Source organism: Streptomyces sp. NPDC093065, from assembly GCF_044754585.1.
Classification (GTDB): Bacteria; Actinomycetota; Actinomycetes; order Streptomycetales; family Streptomycetaceae; genus Streptomyces.
On sequence record NZ_JBIVPJ010000015.1, the window covers coordinates 103,692 to 119,699 of the forward strand.

Annotated in this window: 13 protein-coding genes and 4 riboswitches; of the genes, 1 reads left to right on the plus strand and 12 read right to left on the minus strand. The window is 71.9% G+C overall.

The genetic code is table 11. The features are described 5' to 3' along the window. The 12 genes from ACIQFU_RS24970 to ACIQFU_RS25025 form a co-directional block, all read right to left on the minus strand. Positions 1 to 392 (minus strand): CbtA family protein (locus ACIQFU_RS24970; RefSeq protein WP_402554383.1); only part of this gene is annotated, 392 nt, incomplete at its 3' end. A 20-nt stretch (positions 393 to 412) separates the two neighbouring features. After that, positions 413 to 634, minus strand: a complete 222-nt coding sequence (locus tag ACIQFU_RS24975; RefSeq protein WP_402554384.1) for a CbtB-domain containing protein — start codon at positions 632 to 634, stop codon at positions 413 to 415. A 38-nt stretch (positions 635 to 672) separates the two neighbouring features. Then, positions 673 to 817, minus strand: a riboswitch (cobalamin riboswitch). 43 nt (positions 818 to 860) lie between these two features. Continuing rightward, positions 861 to 1,640, minus strand: coding sequence for an enoyl-CoA hydratase (locus tag ACIQFU_RS24980; protein ID WP_402554385.1), 780 nt, complete (start codon positions 1,638 to 1,640; stop codon positions 861 to 863). Continuing rightward, on the minus strand, positions 1,637 to 2,536 hold the full coding sequence (gene mmsB, locus ACIQFU_RS24985; RefSeq protein WP_402554386.1) for a 3-hydroxyisobutyrate dehydrogenase: 900 nt from the start codon (positions 2,534 to 2,536) through the stop codon (positions 1,637 to 1,639). The genes ACIQFU_RS24980 and mmsB overlap by 4 nt, the downstream gene beginning before the upstream one ends. Further along, entirely contained in the window at positions 2,533 to 3,603 is a 1,071-nt protein-coding gene (locus ACIQFU_RS24990; RefSeq protein ID WP_402554387.1) for an enoyl-CoA hydratase/isomerase family protein, read from the minus strand. Before ACIQFU_RS24990 ends, mmsB begins: the two co-directional genes overlap by 4 nt. Beyond that, positions 3,600 to 4,748: an acyl-CoA dehydrogenase family protein gene (locus ACIQFU_RS24995; RefSeq protein ID WP_402554388.1), complete on the minus strand. Its 1,149-nt coding sequence runs from the start codon at positions 4,746 to 4,748 to the stop codon at positions 3,600 to 3,602. The genes ACIQFU_RS24990 and ACIQFU_RS24995 overlap by 4 nt, the downstream gene beginning before the upstream one ends. A gap of 6 nt (positions 4,749 to 4,754) precedes the next feature. Beyond that, positions 4,755 to 6,278 carry a CoA-acylating methylmalonate-semialdehyde dehydrogenase gene (locus ACIQFU_RS25000; RefSeq protein WP_402554389.1) on the minus strand — a complete coding sequence of 508 codons (1,524 nt, stop codon included), beginning with the start codon at positions 6,276 to 6,278 and terminating at the stop codon, positions 4,755 to 4,757. 187 nt (positions 6,279 to 6,465) lie between these two features. Next, a riboswitch (cobalamin riboswitch) is annotated at positions 6,466 to 6,647 on the minus strand. A 54-nt stretch (positions 6,648 to 6,701) separates the two neighbouring features. After that, a complete protein-coding gene (locus ACIQFU_RS25005) occupies positions 6,702 to 7,523 on the minus strand; it encodes an ECF transporter S component (RefSeq protein ID WP_402554390.1) in 822 nt (273 codons plus the stop codon). After that, a complete protein-coding gene (locus ACIQFU_RS25010) occupies positions 7,520 to 9,127 on the minus strand; it encodes an ABC transporter ATP-binding protein (protein WP_402554391.1) in 1,608 nt (535 codons plus the stop codon). Before ACIQFU_RS25010 ends, ACIQFU_RS25005 begins: the two co-directional genes overlap by 4 nt. After that, a complete protein-coding gene (locus ACIQFU_RS25015) occupies positions 9,124 to 10,290 on the minus strand; it encodes an energy-coupling factor transporter transmembrane component T (RefSeq protein ID WP_402554392.1) in 1,167 nt (388 codons plus the stop codon). Before ACIQFU_RS25015 ends, ACIQFU_RS25010 begins: the two co-directional genes overlap by 4 nt. After that, a complete protein-coding gene (locus tag ACIQFU_RS25020) occupies positions 10,287 to 11,234 on the minus strand; it encodes a hypothetical protein (protein ID WP_402554393.1) in 948 nt (315 codons plus the stop codon). Before ACIQFU_RS25020 ends, ACIQFU_RS25015 begins: the two co-directional genes overlap by 4 nt. Then, positions 11,231 to 13,987 carry a prenyltransferase/squalene oxidase repeat-containing protein gene (locus ACIQFU_RS25025; RefSeq protein ID WP_402554394.1) on the minus strand — a complete coding sequence of 919 codons (2,757 nt, stop codon included), beginning with the start codon at positions 13,985 to 13,987 and terminating at the stop codon, positions 11,231 to 11,233. The genes ACIQFU_RS25020 and ACIQFU_RS25025 overlap by 4 nt, the downstream gene beginning before the upstream one ends. Before the next feature lie 164 nt (positions 13,988 to 14,151). Next, a riboswitch (cobalamin riboswitch) is annotated at positions 14,152 to 14,225 on the minus strand. Between the two features lie 138 nt (positions 14,226 to 14,363). Beyond that, positions 14,364 to 14,439: riboswitch (cobalamin riboswitch) on the plus strand. A 129-nt stretch (positions 14,440 to 14,568) separates the two neighbouring features. Here ACIQFU_RS25025 and ACIQFU_RS25030 point away from each other — a divergent pair. Beyond that, positions 14,569 to 15,987, plus strand: a complete 1,419-nt coding sequence (locus ACIQFU_RS25030; RefSeq protein ID WP_402554395.1) for a hypothetical protein — start codon at positions 14,569 to 14,571, stop codon at positions 15,985 to 15,987. Positions 15,988 to 16,008: the final 21 nt, after the last annotated feature.

Consider the following 16,008-nt stretch of genomic DNA (forward strand, 5'->3'; position numbering starts at 1 on the left):
CGCGGAGTGCGGCGGCCGACGCGGCCGAGGGCGAAGCAGAAGGCCAGGGCGGCGATGCCGCCGAAGGCGACTCCGTACAACAGGACACCGGTGGCCCGCGGAGTGCGGCGGCCGACGCGGCCGAGGGCGAAGCAGAAGGCCAGGGCGGCGATGCCGCCGAAGGCGACTCCGTACAACAGGACACCGGTGGCCAGACCGGCGGTGGACTGGATACTGCGGGAGACGAGTTCGACTTCGTGTTCGTGGGCAGCGGCGTGGGCCTCCTCGAAGCCGATCGCCTTGTCGACGTTCGGCTCACCGAGGAAGTAGGCGACGACCAGCGCGAGTACTCCCGCGCCCAGGCCGGCGAGCATGCCGCGCACGAGCAGGTTTCTGACGGTGCTGGAGTTCATGAGGGTGTCGGCTCCCGGTGTCAGTGGCAGGGGAAGCCGAGCAGGTGGCGGGCGTCGTGCACCCACTCGTGGACGTCCTCGCCGGAGACGACGGCGGTGGCGCCCTGTTCGGCGCCGACGAAGTACAGCAGGACCAGCATCAGGATGCCGAAGAAGACCGCCCACGGGACGACGGCGCCGATCGGCAGCTTGGCGGGGAGAGCGGGGGTGGTGTCGGTCGGCGGTGCGACGTGCTGCGCCATGGCAGGGCCTCCTCTGGGAGTTCGCGTCCCATCTCGGTGGTGCACATGACGACGGCTACGGGTCTGACTTGCCGTCCTTCTTCCGAAGGGAGGCACACAGTGGCGCGACCGTGCCGGATTCCCACCGGCTTCCGTCCTGCCGTCGTCGATATCAGAGCGACGGTACCCCTCGGCCCGTACATGACCAATACCGGGCCGAGGGGCGGGACCTGCTTTTACTCAACGCTTACCTGTGGCGGAAGGCGGGCGCTCGTTTGTCCGCGAAGGCGGCCATGCCCTCCTTCTGGTCGGCGGTGGCGAACACCGCGTGGAAGAGGCGCCGCTCGAAGCGGACACCCTCGGCGAGAGTCGTCTCGAAGGCCCGACCGACCGCCTCCTTCGCCATCATGGCCACCGGCAGGGACATGTCCGCCACCCGCTCGGCCACCGCGAGTGCCTCGCCGAGCAGGTCGTTCGCGGGCACCACGCGGGAGACGAGTCCGGCACGCTCGGCCTCCACGGCGTCCATGGTGCGCCCGGTCAGGCACAGCTCCATAGCCTTGGCCTTGCCCACGGCCCGGGTCAGCCGCTGGGAGCCGCCGATGCCCGGGATCACCCCGAGCTTGATCTCGGGCTGGCCGAAGACGGCGGTGTCGGCGGCGAGCAGGATGTCGCACAGCATGGCCAGCTCGCAGCCACCGCCGAGGGCGTATCCGGCGACCGCCGCGACCGTCGGCGTCCGCAGCTGTCCGAGCCGGTCCCAGGCGGCGAACCAGTCGGTGAGGTACATGTCCATGTACCCCTGCGGCTGCATCTCCTTGATGTCGGCACCGGCCGCGAAGGCCTTCGCCGAGCCGGTGACGACGATGGAGCCGCAGTCCGGGTCCCGGTCGAGTGCCTCGGTGGCGGCCACGACCTCGTTCATGACCTGGAGGTTGAGGGCGTTGAGGGCCTTCGGCCGGTTGAGCGTGACGAGTGCGGTGCGTCCCTTGGGCTCGACCAGGATCGTCTCGTAGTCGGTGGTCATGCGGCTGTCTCTCCGCTCCGGTCCCTGATGGTGCGTACAACGCCGGAGAAGTCCTCCGCGTCGCCGACCCGTTCGGCGTATGCCGCGTACAGCTCGGCCGCGCGCAGGCCGAGTTCCGCGTGCACGCCGCCCTCGCGGACGGCGTTGGCGGCCAGGCCCAGGTCCTTGGCCATCAGGGAGGCGGCGAAGCCCGGCCGGTAGTCGCGGCTGGCGGGGCTCGTCGGCACCGGGCCGGGGACGGGGCAGTTGACGCTGAGTGCCCAGCACTGGCCGGATGCCGTCGAGGCCACGTCGTACAGCGCCTGATGGGACAGGCCGAGGCTCTCGCCGAGAACGAACGCCTCACTGACAGCGATCATGGAGACGCCGAGGATCATGTTGTTGCAGATCTTGGCGGCCTGGCCGGCGCCCGGCCCGCCGCAGTGCACTGCCTTCTTTCCCATGGCCTCCAGCAGAGGGCGCGCCTCGGCGAACTCGCCCTCTCCGCCACCGGCCATGAAGGTCAAGGTGGCGGCTTCCGCCCCGACCACACCGCCGGACACGGGCACGTCCAGAGCCCGCATACCGGCGGCGAGGGCCCGCTCATGGGCCGTGCGGGCGTCGGCAACATCGATGGTGGAACAGTCGACGAAGAGGGTGCCGGGGCGGGCCACGGTGAGGATGTCGTCGTAGAGGCCCAGGACGTGGCGTCCGGCGGGCAGCATGCTGACGACCACGTCGGCGGCGGCGACGGCCTCGGCCGCGAACGTGACAGGCTCCACACCGGCCCGGGCGGCGGCCTCAACGGCCTCGGGGACCAGGTCGTGGCCGAGCACCCGGTGGCCGGCCTTCGCCAGGTTGGCGGCCATCGGGCCGCCCATGTGTCCGAGTCCGACGAACGCGACGGTCCGGCTCACCAGGCCACCTCCTCGGTGGTGTCGGCTGCGTCGGCGAGGCCGAGTTCCCGCTCGCCGAGGGGGGTGAAGAAGCGCTCGACGTCTGCGTCGGTGACCTCGATGAGAGTCGCAGGCGACCAGTGGGGGTTCCGGTCCTTGTCGATGACCTGGGCGCGGACGCCTTCCACCAGGTCCGGGGCGTGCAGGCAGGCCAGGGAGACGCGGTATTCCTGGTCGAGGACGCGCTCCAGCGGGCCGAGCCGTCGTGCGCGGCGCACGGCGGCCAGGGTGACCTTGAGCGCGGTCGGGGACTTGAGGAGGAGGGTCTCGGCGGTTGCCTTGGCGGCCGGGCTGTCCTCTGCGAGGAGCCGCTCGACGATCTCCTCGACGGTGTCGGCGGAGAAGCAGGCGTCGATCCAGCTCCTGTGGTCGGCGAGTTCCCCCGGCGGCGGATCCTGGACGTGACGCCGGAGGGCCTCGCGCACCGGCAGGTCGGTGAGGTCGTCGACGAAGGACCGGAGCGAGACCGAGGGCACGTACTGGTCGGCGAGCCCGCACAACAGGGCATCAGCGGCACCGATCTGTGCGCCCGTCAGTGCGAGATACGTGCCCAGCTCCCCCGGTGCCAGGGCGAGCAGATAGGTTCCACCGACATCGGGGACGAAGCCGATACCGGTTTCCGGCATGGCGATCCTCGACCGTTCGGTGACGATCCGGACGTTGCCGTGCGCGGAGACGCCGACGCCGCCGCCCATGACGATGCCGTCCATGACGGCGACGTACGGCTTCGGATAGCCGGCGATACGGGCGTTGAGGCGGTACTCGTCGCGCCAGAAGGCGGCCGAGACGCTGCCGTCTCCGTCGCGGGCGTCGTCGTGGATGGCGCGGATGTCGCCGCCGGCGCACAGGCCGCGCTCCCCTTCGCCGGTGATGACGACGGTCTCGACGGCCGGATCGTGCTCCCACTCCGTGAGCTTCGCGTCGATGCGGAGCACCATGTCGTGGGTGAGGGAGTTGAGGGCCCTCGGGCGGTTGAGAGCGATGTGGGCGGCACGGCCGCTCGTGCGGAACAGGACGTCGTCGTTCACCGGAACGCCTCCGTCAGGCCGCGGGCCACGATGACGCGCATGATCTCGTTGGTTCCTTCCAGGATCTGGTGGACACGCAGGTCACGGACGATCTTTTCAATGCCGTACTCGCTGAGGTAGCCGTAGCCGCCGTGCAGTTGGAGTGCGCGGTCGGCGACGGAGTAGCCGGTGTCGGTGGCGAACCGCTTGGCCATCGCGCACAGGTACGGCGCTTGCGGGTCGCCCCGGTCGAGTGCCTGGGCGGCCTGCTGGACCAGGGCACGGGCGGCGGTGAGCTCGGTCGCCATGTCGGCCAGGCGGAAGCGCAGGACCTGGGCGTCCAGCAGCCGTCGTCCGAATGCCTCGCGGTCGGCGAGGTGGGCCAGGCTCCGGTCGAGCGCGCTGCGGGCGCCGCCCAAGGAGCAGGCGGCGATGCCGATGCGGCCGCCGTTGAGGCCGCTCATGGCGATGCGGAAGCCGTCGCCCTCGCGGCCGAGGAGCCGGTCGGCGGGCAGGCGGACGCCGTCCAGGACGACCTGGCGGGTGGGCTGGGCGTTCCAGCCCATCTTCCGTTCGTTCGGTCCGAAGGAGAGGCCGGCGTCGTCCTTGTCGACAACGAACGCGGACACGCCGTCGGCGCCCTCGCCGCCGGTGCGGGCCATGACGACGTACAGCTGGGAGGCTCCCGCGCCGGAGATGAACTGCTTGACGCCGGTGAGCACCCAGCCGTCACCGTCCCGTACGGCCCTGCTGGTCAGGGCCGCCGCGTCCGAGCCGACGCCCGGTTCGGTCAGGCAGTAGCTGGCGAGGTCCTCCATGGCGCACAGGCGCGGCAGCCACCGCTCGCGCTGGGCGTCGGCGCCGTAGCGGTCGATCATCCAGGCGACCATGTTGTGGATGGAGAGGTAGCCCGCGAGGGACGGGCAGCCGGAGGCGAGGGTCTCGAAGACCAGGACGCCGTCGGAGCGGGTGAGGCCACTGCCGCCGGACTCCTCGCGTACGTAGACGCCGCCGAGGCCGAGCCCGGCCGCCTTGCGCAGCACGTCCACCGGGAAGTGCTTGTCCCGGTCCCAGTCCAGGGCGTGCGGGGCAAGGTGATCCTGGGCGAAGTCCAGGGTGGTCTCGACGAGGGCCTGCTGGTCCTCAGTGAGCAGGGTGCTGGTCATGGCCGCTCAGCCCATCGTGGGGATCGTGAAGCTCGCGCCCTCCCGCAGGCCGGCGGGCCAGCGCGAGGTGACCGTCTTCGTCCGCGTGTAGAAGCGGATCGCGTCCGGGCCGTGTTGGTTGAGGTCGCCGAAGCCGGAACGCTTCCAGCCGCCGAAGGTGTGGTAGGCGACCGGCACCGGGATGGGCACGTTGACGCCGACCATGCCGGTGTTCACGCGCCGGGTGAAGTCGCGGGCGGTGTCGCCGTCCCGGGTGAAGAGCGCCACGCCGTTGCCGAAGGTGTGCTCGCTGGGCAGGCGCAGCGCCTCCTCGTAGTCGGCGGCGCGCACCACGGACAGCACAGGGCCGAAGATCTCCTCCTGGTAGACGCGCATGGCGGGTGTCACCCGGTCGAAGAGGGAGGCGCCGGCGAAGAAGCCGTTCTCGTGCCCTTCCAGGACGAAGTCCCGCCCGTCCACAACGAGGTCCGCGCCCTCCTCGACGCCGAGGTCGACGTAGGAGCGGACCCGGTCCACGGCGTCCCGGCCGACCAGGGGACCGAAGTCGGCCTCAGGGTCGTCGCTGCGGCCGATCCGCAGCGCGGCGATGCGTTCCTTGAGCCGGGCCACGAGCGCGTCGGCGGTTTCCTCCCCCACCGGGACGGCGACCGAGATCGCCATACACCGCTCCCCCGCCGAGCCGTACCCGGCGCCGATCAGCGCCTCCACGGCCTGGTCGAGGTCGGCGTCCGGCATCACGATCAGGTGGTTCTTGGCGCCGCCGAAGCACTGGGCGCGCTTGCCGTGGGCAGCGGCGGTGGCGTAGACGTGCGCGGCGATCGGAGTGGAGCCGACGAAGCCGAGGGCGGCCACGCGGGGGTCCTCGATGAGGGTGTCGACGGTCTCGCGGGCGCCGTTGACGACGTTGAGGACGCCGGGCGGCAGTCCCGCTTCCAGGAACAGTTCGGCGAGCCGCAGCGGGACGGACGGGTCCCGTTCGGACGGCTTGAGGACGAAGGCGTTGCCGCAGGCCAGCGCGGGGCCGGCCTTCCACAGGGGGATCATCGCGGGGAAGTTGAAGGGGGTGATTCCGGCTACGACGCCGAGCGGGGCGCGCAGGGAGTGGACGTCGATGCCGGTGCCGGCGTTGTCGGTGAACTCTCCCTTGAGGAGGTGCGGAATGCCGGCGGCGAACTCGACGACCTCCAGTCCGCGCTGGATGTCGCCGTGGGCGTCGGCGATCGTCTTGCCGTGCTCGGCGGACAGGAGCCGGGCCAGCGTGTCCTTCTCCTGCTCGACGAGCTGGAGAAAGCGCATCATGACCCGGGCGCGGCGCTGCGGGTTCCATTCGCCCCACTCGCGTTGCGCGTGGACCGCGTCGGCGATGACCACCTCGGTCTCGGCGCGGTTCGCGAGGGGCACCAGGGCCTGCACCTCGCCGGTGTTGGGGTCGTACACCTCGCCGAAGGACCCCGAGGTGCCCGGGGTGCGCTTGCCGCCGACGAAGTGGGTCAACTCGCGCACGGAGGCGCGTTCGTGCTCGCGGACCATGACTGCCTGCTCTCGTCAGGAGGGATCGGGATCCGGGGATGGCGCGCTCACCCCGCACGCGGACGCCGGTGGCGTACGGGTGCCGGGAACGCGGGAACGCTCATGGCCCAAAGCCCTGTCAGACGGGGGGCTCACCAGGGTCGTGGATACACACCGGTGCCATGCGTGTCAGCTCCATCCTCGTGGACAACACGGAACATCCCGCGGCCGGTATCCTGACTCCCGGATCAGCGCGCGCCGTCCGCCTTCCCGACATCCTGCTCGTCAGTGGCGTCCTGCTCGACGGCGTACTCCCCGGTCACAGTGGCGGGACCGTGCCGGAATCACACCGGCTTCCCTGCACCGCGGGCCTTGTGCTCGCGACTATATAGTTGGACGTCCTAGTAAATCCAGTACCGTGAGCGGGTCCCCGGACACGACGGGTCAGCAAGGTTCGGAATCGGCCGTCCGGGGTCCGGCGAAGCGGACCGGAGCGCGGAACCTGGCCTTGCGTGCGGCTCGCCGGAAGGTGGTCAGCACCGCCGGCCCCGCCAGCAGGATGCACACGAGGTTGGTGACGGCCCGCCCGGTGTCCCACCCGAGGGACGTGGCCACGTCGAAGGCGACGTAGCGCTGCCACTGCTCGGTGAAGGGCAGTCCTGGCAGGTAGGCGATGGAGCTGTTCGGGTCCAGGGAGAACGGCCAGAAGGAGAGGTTGAGGAGGAACCCGAAGAGATAGCCGGACAGGGAACCGTAGACGGCCAGCATCAGCACCTCACGACGGCCCGTGGCCCGGGGAAGGAATCCGGCGAGCATCCCGACGAAGGCGCAGCCGAACATCTGGTACGGCATCCACGGCCCGACCCCGCCGGTGATGAGCGCCGAGGCGAACAGCGAGGTGCACCCGAGGGTGAAGCCGAAGCCCGGGCCGTAGACACGGCCGGCCAGGACCAGGACGAAGAAGACGGTCTCGATACCCGCGGTTCCGGCGCCCAGGGGACGCAGGGCCGCGTTCACGGCGGACAGGACGCCCAGCATGGCCAGGGCCTTGGAGTCGATGCCGCCCTCGGCGATCTCCGAGAGGACCACACACAGGACGAGCACCAGGAGCACGCCGAAGATGAGCGGGGGCACGTAGTTCGATCCGAACTTCCCGGGTGCGACGACGAACGGCCAGAAGAAGGCGACGACACCGAGGAACGCCGCCAGGGTCATGACGACGCCGACGCGTGGGGTCAGCCGGATGGCGGCGGTGGTCGTCGTCATGATCGGGCCGCCTTCACCTGGTCGACGGTCAGATAGGGCAGCGGGGCGAGGATCTTCGCCGTCTGGGGCGCGAACACGGGAGAGGAGACGATGACGTCCGGGGTCGGACCGTCGTCGACGACGTCTCCCTCGGCCATGACGACAACGCGGTCGGCGGCGCGGGCGGCGAACTCGACGTCGTGGGTGGAGATCACCACCGTCCTGCCCTCCGCTGCGAGGGCGTTCACGACGCCGATCAGTGCGGTCTTCGCCCGGTAGTCCAGGCCGCGGGTGGGCTCGTCCAGCAGAACGACCTCGGGCGCGGCGGAGAGCTGGATGGCGAGGACGAGGGCGAGCTTCTGTCCCTCCGACAGGTCGCGGGGGTGGGTGGCGTCGTCGATGCCCACGGCGAGCCGGTCCAGCACGATGCGGGCCTTCGTCGTGGTGCCCGACTCGGTGTCCGCCTGGTCGAGCTCCTGCTGCACGCTCTCCAGGTAGAGCAGGTCGGAGGGGGTCTGCGGGACCAGCCCGACGAGTTGACGGGACCGGGTGGCGGGCACGTCGCGCGGATCGGGGCCGTCGGCCGACTTCACCGTCCCGGCGCGGCGCGGGCCCGACCCCTGCAGCGCCCACAGGAGGGAGGACTTGCCGGAGCCGTTGCGGCCCATGAGGGCGGTCACCTCACCCGCGTACAGGTCGAGGTCGACCTCCCGTACGGCGGGAACGCCGCCGTAGGTGACGGTGATGCCGCGCGCCGTCAGGAGCCGGCGCCGCTCGCCGGCCGGGGCCGAGCGGACCGGGTCCGGCGTGCGGGCGGCCAGTTCGGTGCGCAGGGGGGCGGCGGCACGGCGGGCGTCGCGGATCGACAGGGGCAGGGGTGACCAGTCGGCTGCCCGGCCCAGTTCGACGATCGGTGGCGCGATGGCCGACGTGCGCAGGATCTCGGCGGCGGGACCGATGCGGGCGCGGCCGTCACCGGGGAGGTGGAGGACACGGTCGGCGTACTGGACGACGCGCTCCAGCCGGTGCTCGGCCATCAGGACGGTGACGCCGAGGTCGTGGACGAGGCGGGTGACCGCGGCGAGGACCTCCTCGGCTGCCGTCGGGTCCAGGGCGGAGGTCGGTTCGTCCAGGACCAGGACCCGTGGATGGGCGGTGAGGACCGAGCCGATGGCGACACGCTGCTGCTGACCGCCGGAGAGTTCGTGCAGCGCACGGTGACGCAGGTCGGCGAGGCCCAGCAGGTCCAGGGTCTCCTCGACACGCTTGCGCATGGTCCCCGGTGCTGTCGCCAACTGCTCCATGGAGTAGGCGAGTTCCTCTTCCACGGTGTCGGTGACGAAGCCGTCGATCGGGTCCTGGCCGACCACGCCGACGACGTCGGCCAGTTCACGGGGCGGGTGGTGGGCGGTGTCCCGGCCGTCGACGGTGACCCGGCCGTAGAGCGTGCCACCGGTGAAGTGCGGGACGAGCCCGTTGACCGCGCCCAGGAGTGTCGACTTGCCGACGCCGGTGTGTCCGACGACGAGGCAGAGTTCGCCCTCCTCCACCGTGAGGTCGACGTCCCGCAGGGCAGGCTCGGGTGTGTCGTCGTACTGGACGGTGACCTGGTCGAAGGTGATCACGGGGCGGCGGCTCTCCGGACGGGGGTGGGCGGGGGCGCGAGGAATCCGGCGGTGCCGGCGAGCAGGATCGCGGCGGTCGGTACGAGCGGCAGGCCGGGCCAGGTGAGGGGATAGAAGGTGGGGTTGAGCTGGGCGGGGTCGTAGCCGAGGTTGGTGAAGAGCAGGACCGCCGACAGGACACCGCTGCCTGCGACCGCCCACTCGGGCAGGCGCCAGGGGTCGGGGCGGTAGGTGGTGCGGGTGACCCGTCGGCCGCCCAGGCGCAGGCCCGCCACGCACAGCAGCGCGCCGCACCCCATGGCGGGCAGGCCCAGGAACGCGGGGGCGGTGGCGTCCAGCAGCCCGTAGGCGCCGGCACACAGGCCGCACATGCCGAGCAGCATCAGTGCGCCGGTGATCCGGCGGGAGCGGCGGGTGGCCCGGCCCGCACGGCCGTAGCCGCGGGAGTCCATGGCGGCGGCGAGGCGCAGGGAGCGCTCCAGGGCGTCCTCCAGGACGGGGATGACGATGCCGCGCAGGGCCCGGGCACCCTTGGTGGTGCCGGCGCGCAGCTTCCGGGCGCGTACGACGCGTTGCACGCTCTGCACCAGTTGCGGGGCCACGCTGATCGCGACGGTGACTGCGACGCCCAGCTCGTACAGCGCGCCCGGCAGGACGCGCAGGGCCCGCTTGGGGTTGGCGAGGGTGTTGGCGGCGCCGATGCAGCACAGCATGCACGCGAGGCGCAGGCCGTCGGTCGCCGCCGACAGCAGCGCCTCCAGCGAGACCGGCCCGCCGATCCGGATGCCCGCGTACCAGTCGGGGGTGGGGATGTGCGGGAGGGAGAACAGGAAGTGGTCGCGAGGGGTGATGCCGGTGGCGAAGACGGCGCGGAAGACGACCCTGATCGCCACCACGGTCAGGGCCAGGTACAGGTAGTACTTGAAGCCGCGGGCCCAGGGCGCCTCGGTGCGCCGGGCGGTGACGACGTAGCCGAGGACGGCGAGGACGAGGAACAACAGAAGCGGGTTGTTGGTACGGCTGACGGCGGTGGCCAGGGCGAGTGCCCAGACCCACCAGGCCATCGGGTGCAGGATGCGCGGCAGGCGCCGGCCGCCCCGGTCCGGCGGACGGCCAAACGGGGCTGCGGGGGCCTGAACGGTCGTACGGGACACGCCGCTCACTCGGTGCGTCGGCGCCGGCGTGCCGCGTAGACCGCGGCGCCGCCGATCAGGACGACGAGCGAGGCACCGGTGACCACGGGCACGATGGAGCCGTAATCGTGCGGGGCGTCTGCGGCCGGAGCCGCGTCCACCACCTTGGTGCTCGGGCCCGGTGCCGCTACGTCCGAAGAGGTCGCTGTGGCGCTGGGCGTGGGAGAGGGCGTGGCACTTGCGCTCTTGCTCGGCTCGGCCTTCTTCGTCCCGGACTTCTCGGGAGCCGGCTTCTTCGACGCGGTGGGTGCGGGTGCGGGACGCTCGGGGCTGCGCCGCTGCGGTGCGGGGCCGGTGTCGACGTCCGGTGGCAGTTCGGGCGCCTTCTCGTCGGAGGGCGGCTTGCCGGTGTCGCCGCTCGGCTTGGTGTTGTGGGCGCGCAGTTGGTCCGGGGTGACGGTGGGGCGGCCCTTGGTGCCGCCGATGTCGGTGCCGCCGAAGACCCAGAGGTCCACGCTGCCCGGTTTGGGCTTGTAGAGCATGGCGCCGAGCTGGCTGTACTCCCAGGTGCTCTCGCCGCGGTCCGCGTGCCAGTACGACCAGTACGCGGACGCCGGAGGGGTGAGCACGCAGTCGTCCTGGGCCGGGGTCGGGAACTGCTTGCCGTTCTGATAGCCGCTGTAGCCGATGCGGCAGATGAACGCCGGTCCGTCGTGGCCGGTGCCCGTGGTGCGCCAGCCGCCCTGGTTGAGGAGTTCGTAGCCGGTGGTGGGCGTCGTCCCGCAGGAACGGAACAGAGGGCCGCCCCAGTCACTGAAGTCGACCGCGAGGACCACGCCGGACGTGGTCGTGCACCGGCCCATGGGCTGGGGGTCGGCGGCGGCCGAGGGTGCGGTGACACCGAGCGCGGCGGCAGCCGCGGCCAGGGCCGCCGTCGCCCGGGCCGCCGTCCCGGCGAGGCGCGAGCCGATCATCGCCCGCCCTCCGCCATGGCCTTGCGCCGTGCCGCGACCGCGACGCGCCACCCGGCCAGCACCATCAGCGCGGCGATCGCGGCCAGGAGTCCGACCTGAACGCCGGTGGAGGCGAGCGCGCCACCGCCGCCACCGCCACCGGAAGCGCCGTACCCGCCCGAGGTGTCGCCCGGTGTGACGATGTCCGGGACGCCGTCGCTCGGGTCCGGGGTGGGCTGCGGTGAGGTACCGGCCAGACTGCGTTCCAGCTCGCCGAAGGAGATGCCGGTGGCCCCGCTCACCGCCTGCGCGGACGCGCGCAGGTCGGAGCCGCGCTGCCCGTCGGCCGAGGCGTTGAAGCCGCCGTCGGGATTCTGCTGGCCGGCGAGGAACTTGCGTGCTCCGGCGATCTCGTCGGCGTACCGGGAGGCGTCGAGCGACAGTCCCTGCACCGCGAGACCGGTGGAGTTGACCGAGATGCCGACCGTGCCGGGGAAGCCGCCGTCGGGCAGCTGCCGCGAGGCCAGCCAGGCCAGTGCCCGGTCGACTGCCCGCTCGGCCTCGGCGCCGCCGGCCATGTCCAGGGCCATGGCGGCGATGGCGGTGGAGTCGACGTCGGAGTCACCGGTCGCCGGGATCAGGCTGGGCCAGGCCCCGTTCTCGTGCTGGAGGCTGGCCAGGTAGGCGACCGGTTCCTCGGCTGCCTCGTGCTCGCCCGCGCGCAGCTGTGCCATGACGCCCAGGGACTGCTTGAACACGGACTCGGCGTAGTTGTAGTTGCCCTTGGCGGCACACCCTCTCTTGGGCAGGCTGCTCTTGGCGCAGACGCTCTTGTCGAGAGCGTCGATGAGGTCCAGGCCGGCGAAGTCGCGGGCGTCGCGTCCGACGGCCTGGGCGAGAAGCGCGGTCTTGCCGATGGCGCCGCCCTGCGCGTAGGCGGTGCCGGCACCGGAGTAGTCGCGGATGCTCTTTCCCGCACCGTCCTCGCCGCCGCCGTCGATGAAGTCGACGATGCCGCGGAGCTTGTTGTTGTCGAGGCCGGTGGCGGCGAGCGCGTAGGCGGTGTCGATGGTGAGGCCGAAGTCGGCTTCGGGGGAGTTCGGATCGAAGAGGTGGTAGTGGCCCTGCTTCAGCCGGGCGGCGCCGGTGAGGTAGGCGACGCCCTTCTTCAGGTCGGGTCCCTCTCCCCGGGGCGGGGTGCCGGGCTCCGTGGTCGGAGGCTGGGACGTGGAGGGCCCTGTGGTGGGCGGCTGGGAGGTCGGCGGGCCGGACGGCTCGGACTTCTTCGTGGTCAGGGTGGCGAGGCTGGTGCGCGCGCCGGCGAGGACGGCGACCGACGTCGGGTAGGGCGCCGGGTCGGTGGCGTCCTCCTCGAAGCCGAAGCCTCCACCGTCGAGCTGCTGGCGGGACAACCAGCCGAGTGCGGCGTCCGCGCGTTCGGTGTCGCCGAGGTCCCGCAGGGCCTGGGCGGCGTAGGCGGTGGAGTAGACGCTGCCGGCGGTGGCGCCGGTGTAGCCGGGGAAGGCTCCGTCGGTGCGCTGGGCGCCGGCCAGGTAGGTCCGGGCCTTCTCGACGGCGGCGGCGTGACCGCCCGCTTCGTCCAGGGTCAGCGCGACGAGGCCGGTGGTGGCCGGGTCGCCGTCGCAGTTCTCGCCGGGGCGGATGAGGACGCTGGTCACTCCGCCGTCACGGCACTGCATCTGGGTCAGCCTGTCCACCGTCTCGGCCGCGGGTGCCGTTCCGGCGCGCAGCAGCGCGAGGACGGACAGGGCCTGCCCCTCGGTGTAGCCGGCGTTGCGGAAGTCGCCCTTCGCGGTGCAGCCGGGGGTCGGTTCGCCGGACTCGGGCCCGGCGGCGCACACGTTGGCCGCCAGGTCGGCGACGAGGTCGTGGCCGCCGACGGCGCGCGGGTCCGCCTCGGTGCTCTCGGCCAGCAGAACCAGCCGGGCGGCGGCGGTGGCGTCGGGGGCCTCGTCGGTGCCGTTGGGGTAGGCGTAGTCGCCGGCGTGGGCGGCGAGGAAGGCGGCCACCTTGTCGAGATCAGCGCTCTTGCCCTCGGTGGCGGCGAGGGCGTAGGCGGTCTCCGTGGTCAGGAGGTAGTTCGGTACGTCGCTGCCGTCGTCGACGACACGTTCGCCGTCGGTGAGTCGGCCCTTCAGCCAGGCCGCCGCGGCGGCCGCGTCGACCTCGCCCGGCGCTCCCGTCGGCGTTCCGGGGTCGGGTGTGCCGCCGGTGTCGCCCGCGCGGACGTCGTCCGGGCTGAAGTCGGGCCTGCCGGTGCTGCCGCCGACGTCCGTGCCGCCGTACACCCAGGCGTCGACGTCGCCGTCCTTGAGATTGCGGCTCATGGCGCCGTACTGGCTGTAGGACCAGTCGTCGTCGCCTGGCGAGGCGACCCAGTAGGACCAGTACGCGGTCGCTGGCGGGGTGAGGACGCAGTCGTCCCGGTCCGCGGTCGGGTGCTGGGTGCCGCCGTCGAACGAGCCGTGACCGATGCGGCAGATGAAGGCCGGGCCGTCGTGGCCGGTGCCCGTGGTGCCGAAACCGCCCTCGTGCAGCAGCTCGTAGCCGGTGGTCGGCGTTGGGTCGCAGCCGCGCACGACGTCGCCGCCGAACGGTCCGAAGTCGACCGCGACGACCGCGCCCTTGGTGGCCGTGCACTCCCCGATCGGGTCCGCGGAGGCCGACGACGTGGTGAAAAAGGTCACGCAGGCGGCCGTCAGCACCAGGAAGGCGGTCACCAGTGCCGTCACCGGGCCGGGTCTCGCTCCCACCCGCCCGTCTCTTCGCTGCTCGCTCCCCACCGCGGCCCCTTCGTTGCCTGCCCGGCGCGGACGGTGACGTGGGAGAGGGCTCCGGGACGGGACGTAGCCCACGTGCCGAAGCCGGTCGCACCACGCCGTAGTCCGCGACGGCGTCTGTTGCTGATGAACGCTCCAGGCATTCCGGCTCGCCCGGCACCTGCCGGGCCCACGGTTGCGGGTCAGCGCCGGACTTCGACCGGCTTCCCCTGGAACTCAAGGCGTATCGACCGGATTTGAGCACGGTTCGCCGAAGGCGTCAAGGCGGCCCCGGGGCGACACACGGGTCGGCACGGGGTACCTCTGGCGGCCTCGATGCGCGTCGGGTACCGTCCCGGTCTGCCGAGTGGGGGAACCCGGTGGGAGTCCGGGGCTGACGCGCAGCGGTGTGGGACGGCAGGGGGCCGTTCCGAGCCCGAATGCCCAGGCGGCACAGCACCTTGGAAGCTGGTCCACGCGTCTCGGACCGCGACCGCACCCGCTGCTCCCGCCCACGCTCACCGCCGACGGCGACAGTGCGGGGCCGGTCCGGTCCCCCATCCCAGGAGCAGTTCATGCCCCGTACCGTGTCCCCGTCCCTGCGTCGCTCCGCCCTGACCGCGGTGGCCGCGGCCGGCGCCTTCGCGCTGACGGCCCTGCCGGCCTCGGCGACCGCGACACCCGCCCAGATAGCCACGTCGAAGACCAACGGCGTCGCATACCTCAAGACGCTCCAGGCGGCGGACGGCTCGTACGCCGGGTCGGGCCTGTCCAACGAATGGGCGTTCAGCGCCTTCGCCGCCGCAGGCACCGCCGCCGTGGACGTCACCCCCGGCGGCGACGCGAGCAAGAACGCGAGAACGGTCTACCGAAACCTGCTGGCCACCAGCGGCTGGCCCTCCGCCTCCCCCGTCGTCACCGACTACGAGCGCGCCACCCTCAACGCGTACGCCGCTGGCATCGATCCGGCTCGCGTTTCCGCCTCCCGCAACCTGATCGCCGACATCTACCGCTACTGGCAGACTGCCGAGCCCGGTTACTTCGGCCCGTCCGCCAACTTCAACGGCACCGTCTTCGCCGCCCTCGCCCTGGGCGGCGCCAAGACCCAGTCCGGTCAGGTGCGCGTCCCGCAGAAGCTGCGCGAGTCGATGGTCACCCGGATCCGCGCCAACCAGCACAACGACGGCGGCTGGAACTTCAGCAAGGCCGAGGGCAGCGCGACCGAACTGGCGAAGACCTCGGACATCGACATGACCGGCGCGGCGATGGCCGCCCTGTGCGTGTCGGGCGTGCCGAACACCGACACCGACATCGTGCAGGCCAAGGCGTTCCTCAAGAGCAAGCTGGTGGCGAACAGCGGTGCGTTCAACGCCATGTTCGGCGTCAACACCAACTCCAACGGGTGGGCGGTGTCCGGCCTGAACGCCTGCGGCATCAACCCCCAGACCGGCGACTTCCTCACCTCCATGGGCAAGACGCCGGTCGACTTCCTGATCGCGCAGCAGTTCAACCCGGGCGGCGGGTTCAAGTACCTGCCGAGCGACACGAGCCCGTCGGCGTACGCCTCCATCGACGGGCTGCGCGCGGTGGCCGGCGCCGGATTCACGGCGGCACCGCCCGTGCCGGCCACCCCGGGTGCGCCGCAGTGGGTGAGCCAGGGCACCTTCACCTCCGGTACGGCGGCGAAGCTCGCGCTGACGGTGGACGACGGAGCGGGAAACCTGAAGGTCTGCTCCGTCTCCCTCACCCCGACCGCGTCGACCACCACCCTCGGTGCGGTCCTCGACGCCGCCGTCACCGCCGCCACCCCGTCCGGCTGCGTGACCTCGGTGGCGCCGGCCTCCGGCACGGGAGCCGTCACCTCCCTCAACGGCAAGGCCAACAGCGGCTCGAACACCTGGAAGGTCAGCGTCGACGGCTCGTCCTTCACCACCGCCACTCGCGGTACGGCCGTGGCGGTGGGCGACACGATCGCCGTGCGCTGGGGCGCCTGACGCCGCTGTCGGAGTCGTAGG

Bases quoted from the DNA above. Each gene is read 5' to 3' on its own strand.
- ACIQFU_RS25005 (WP_402554390.1), bottom strand. From the start codon at position 7,523: ATGACGACGACCACCGCCGCCATCCGGCTGACCCCACGCGTCGGCGTC.
- ACIQFU_RS24980 (WP_402554385.1), bottom strand. From the start codon at position 1,640: ATGACCACCGACTACGAGACGATCCTGGTCGAGCCCAAGGGACGCACC.
- ACIQFU_RS25000 (WP_402554389.1), bottom strand. From the start codon at position 6,278: ATGGTCCGCGAGCACGAACGCGCCTCCGTGCGCGAGTTGACCCACTTC.
- ACIQFU_RS25030 (WP_402554395.1), top strand. From the start codon at position 14,569: ATGCCCCGTACCGTGTCCCCGTCCCTGCGTCGCTCCGCCCTGACCGCG.
- ACIQFU_RS24975 (WP_402554384.1), bottom strand. From the start codon at position 634: ATGGCGCAGCACGTCGCACCGCCGACCGACACCACCCCCGCTCTCCCC.
- ACIQFU_RS24995 (WP_402554388.1), bottom strand. From the start codon at position 4,748: ATGACCAGCACCCTGCTCACTGAGGACCAGCAGGCCCTCGTCGAGACC.
- ACIQFU_RS25020 (WP_402554393.1), bottom strand. From the start codon at position 11,234: ATGATCGGCTCGCGCCTCGCCGGGACGGCGGCCCGGGCGACGGCGGCC.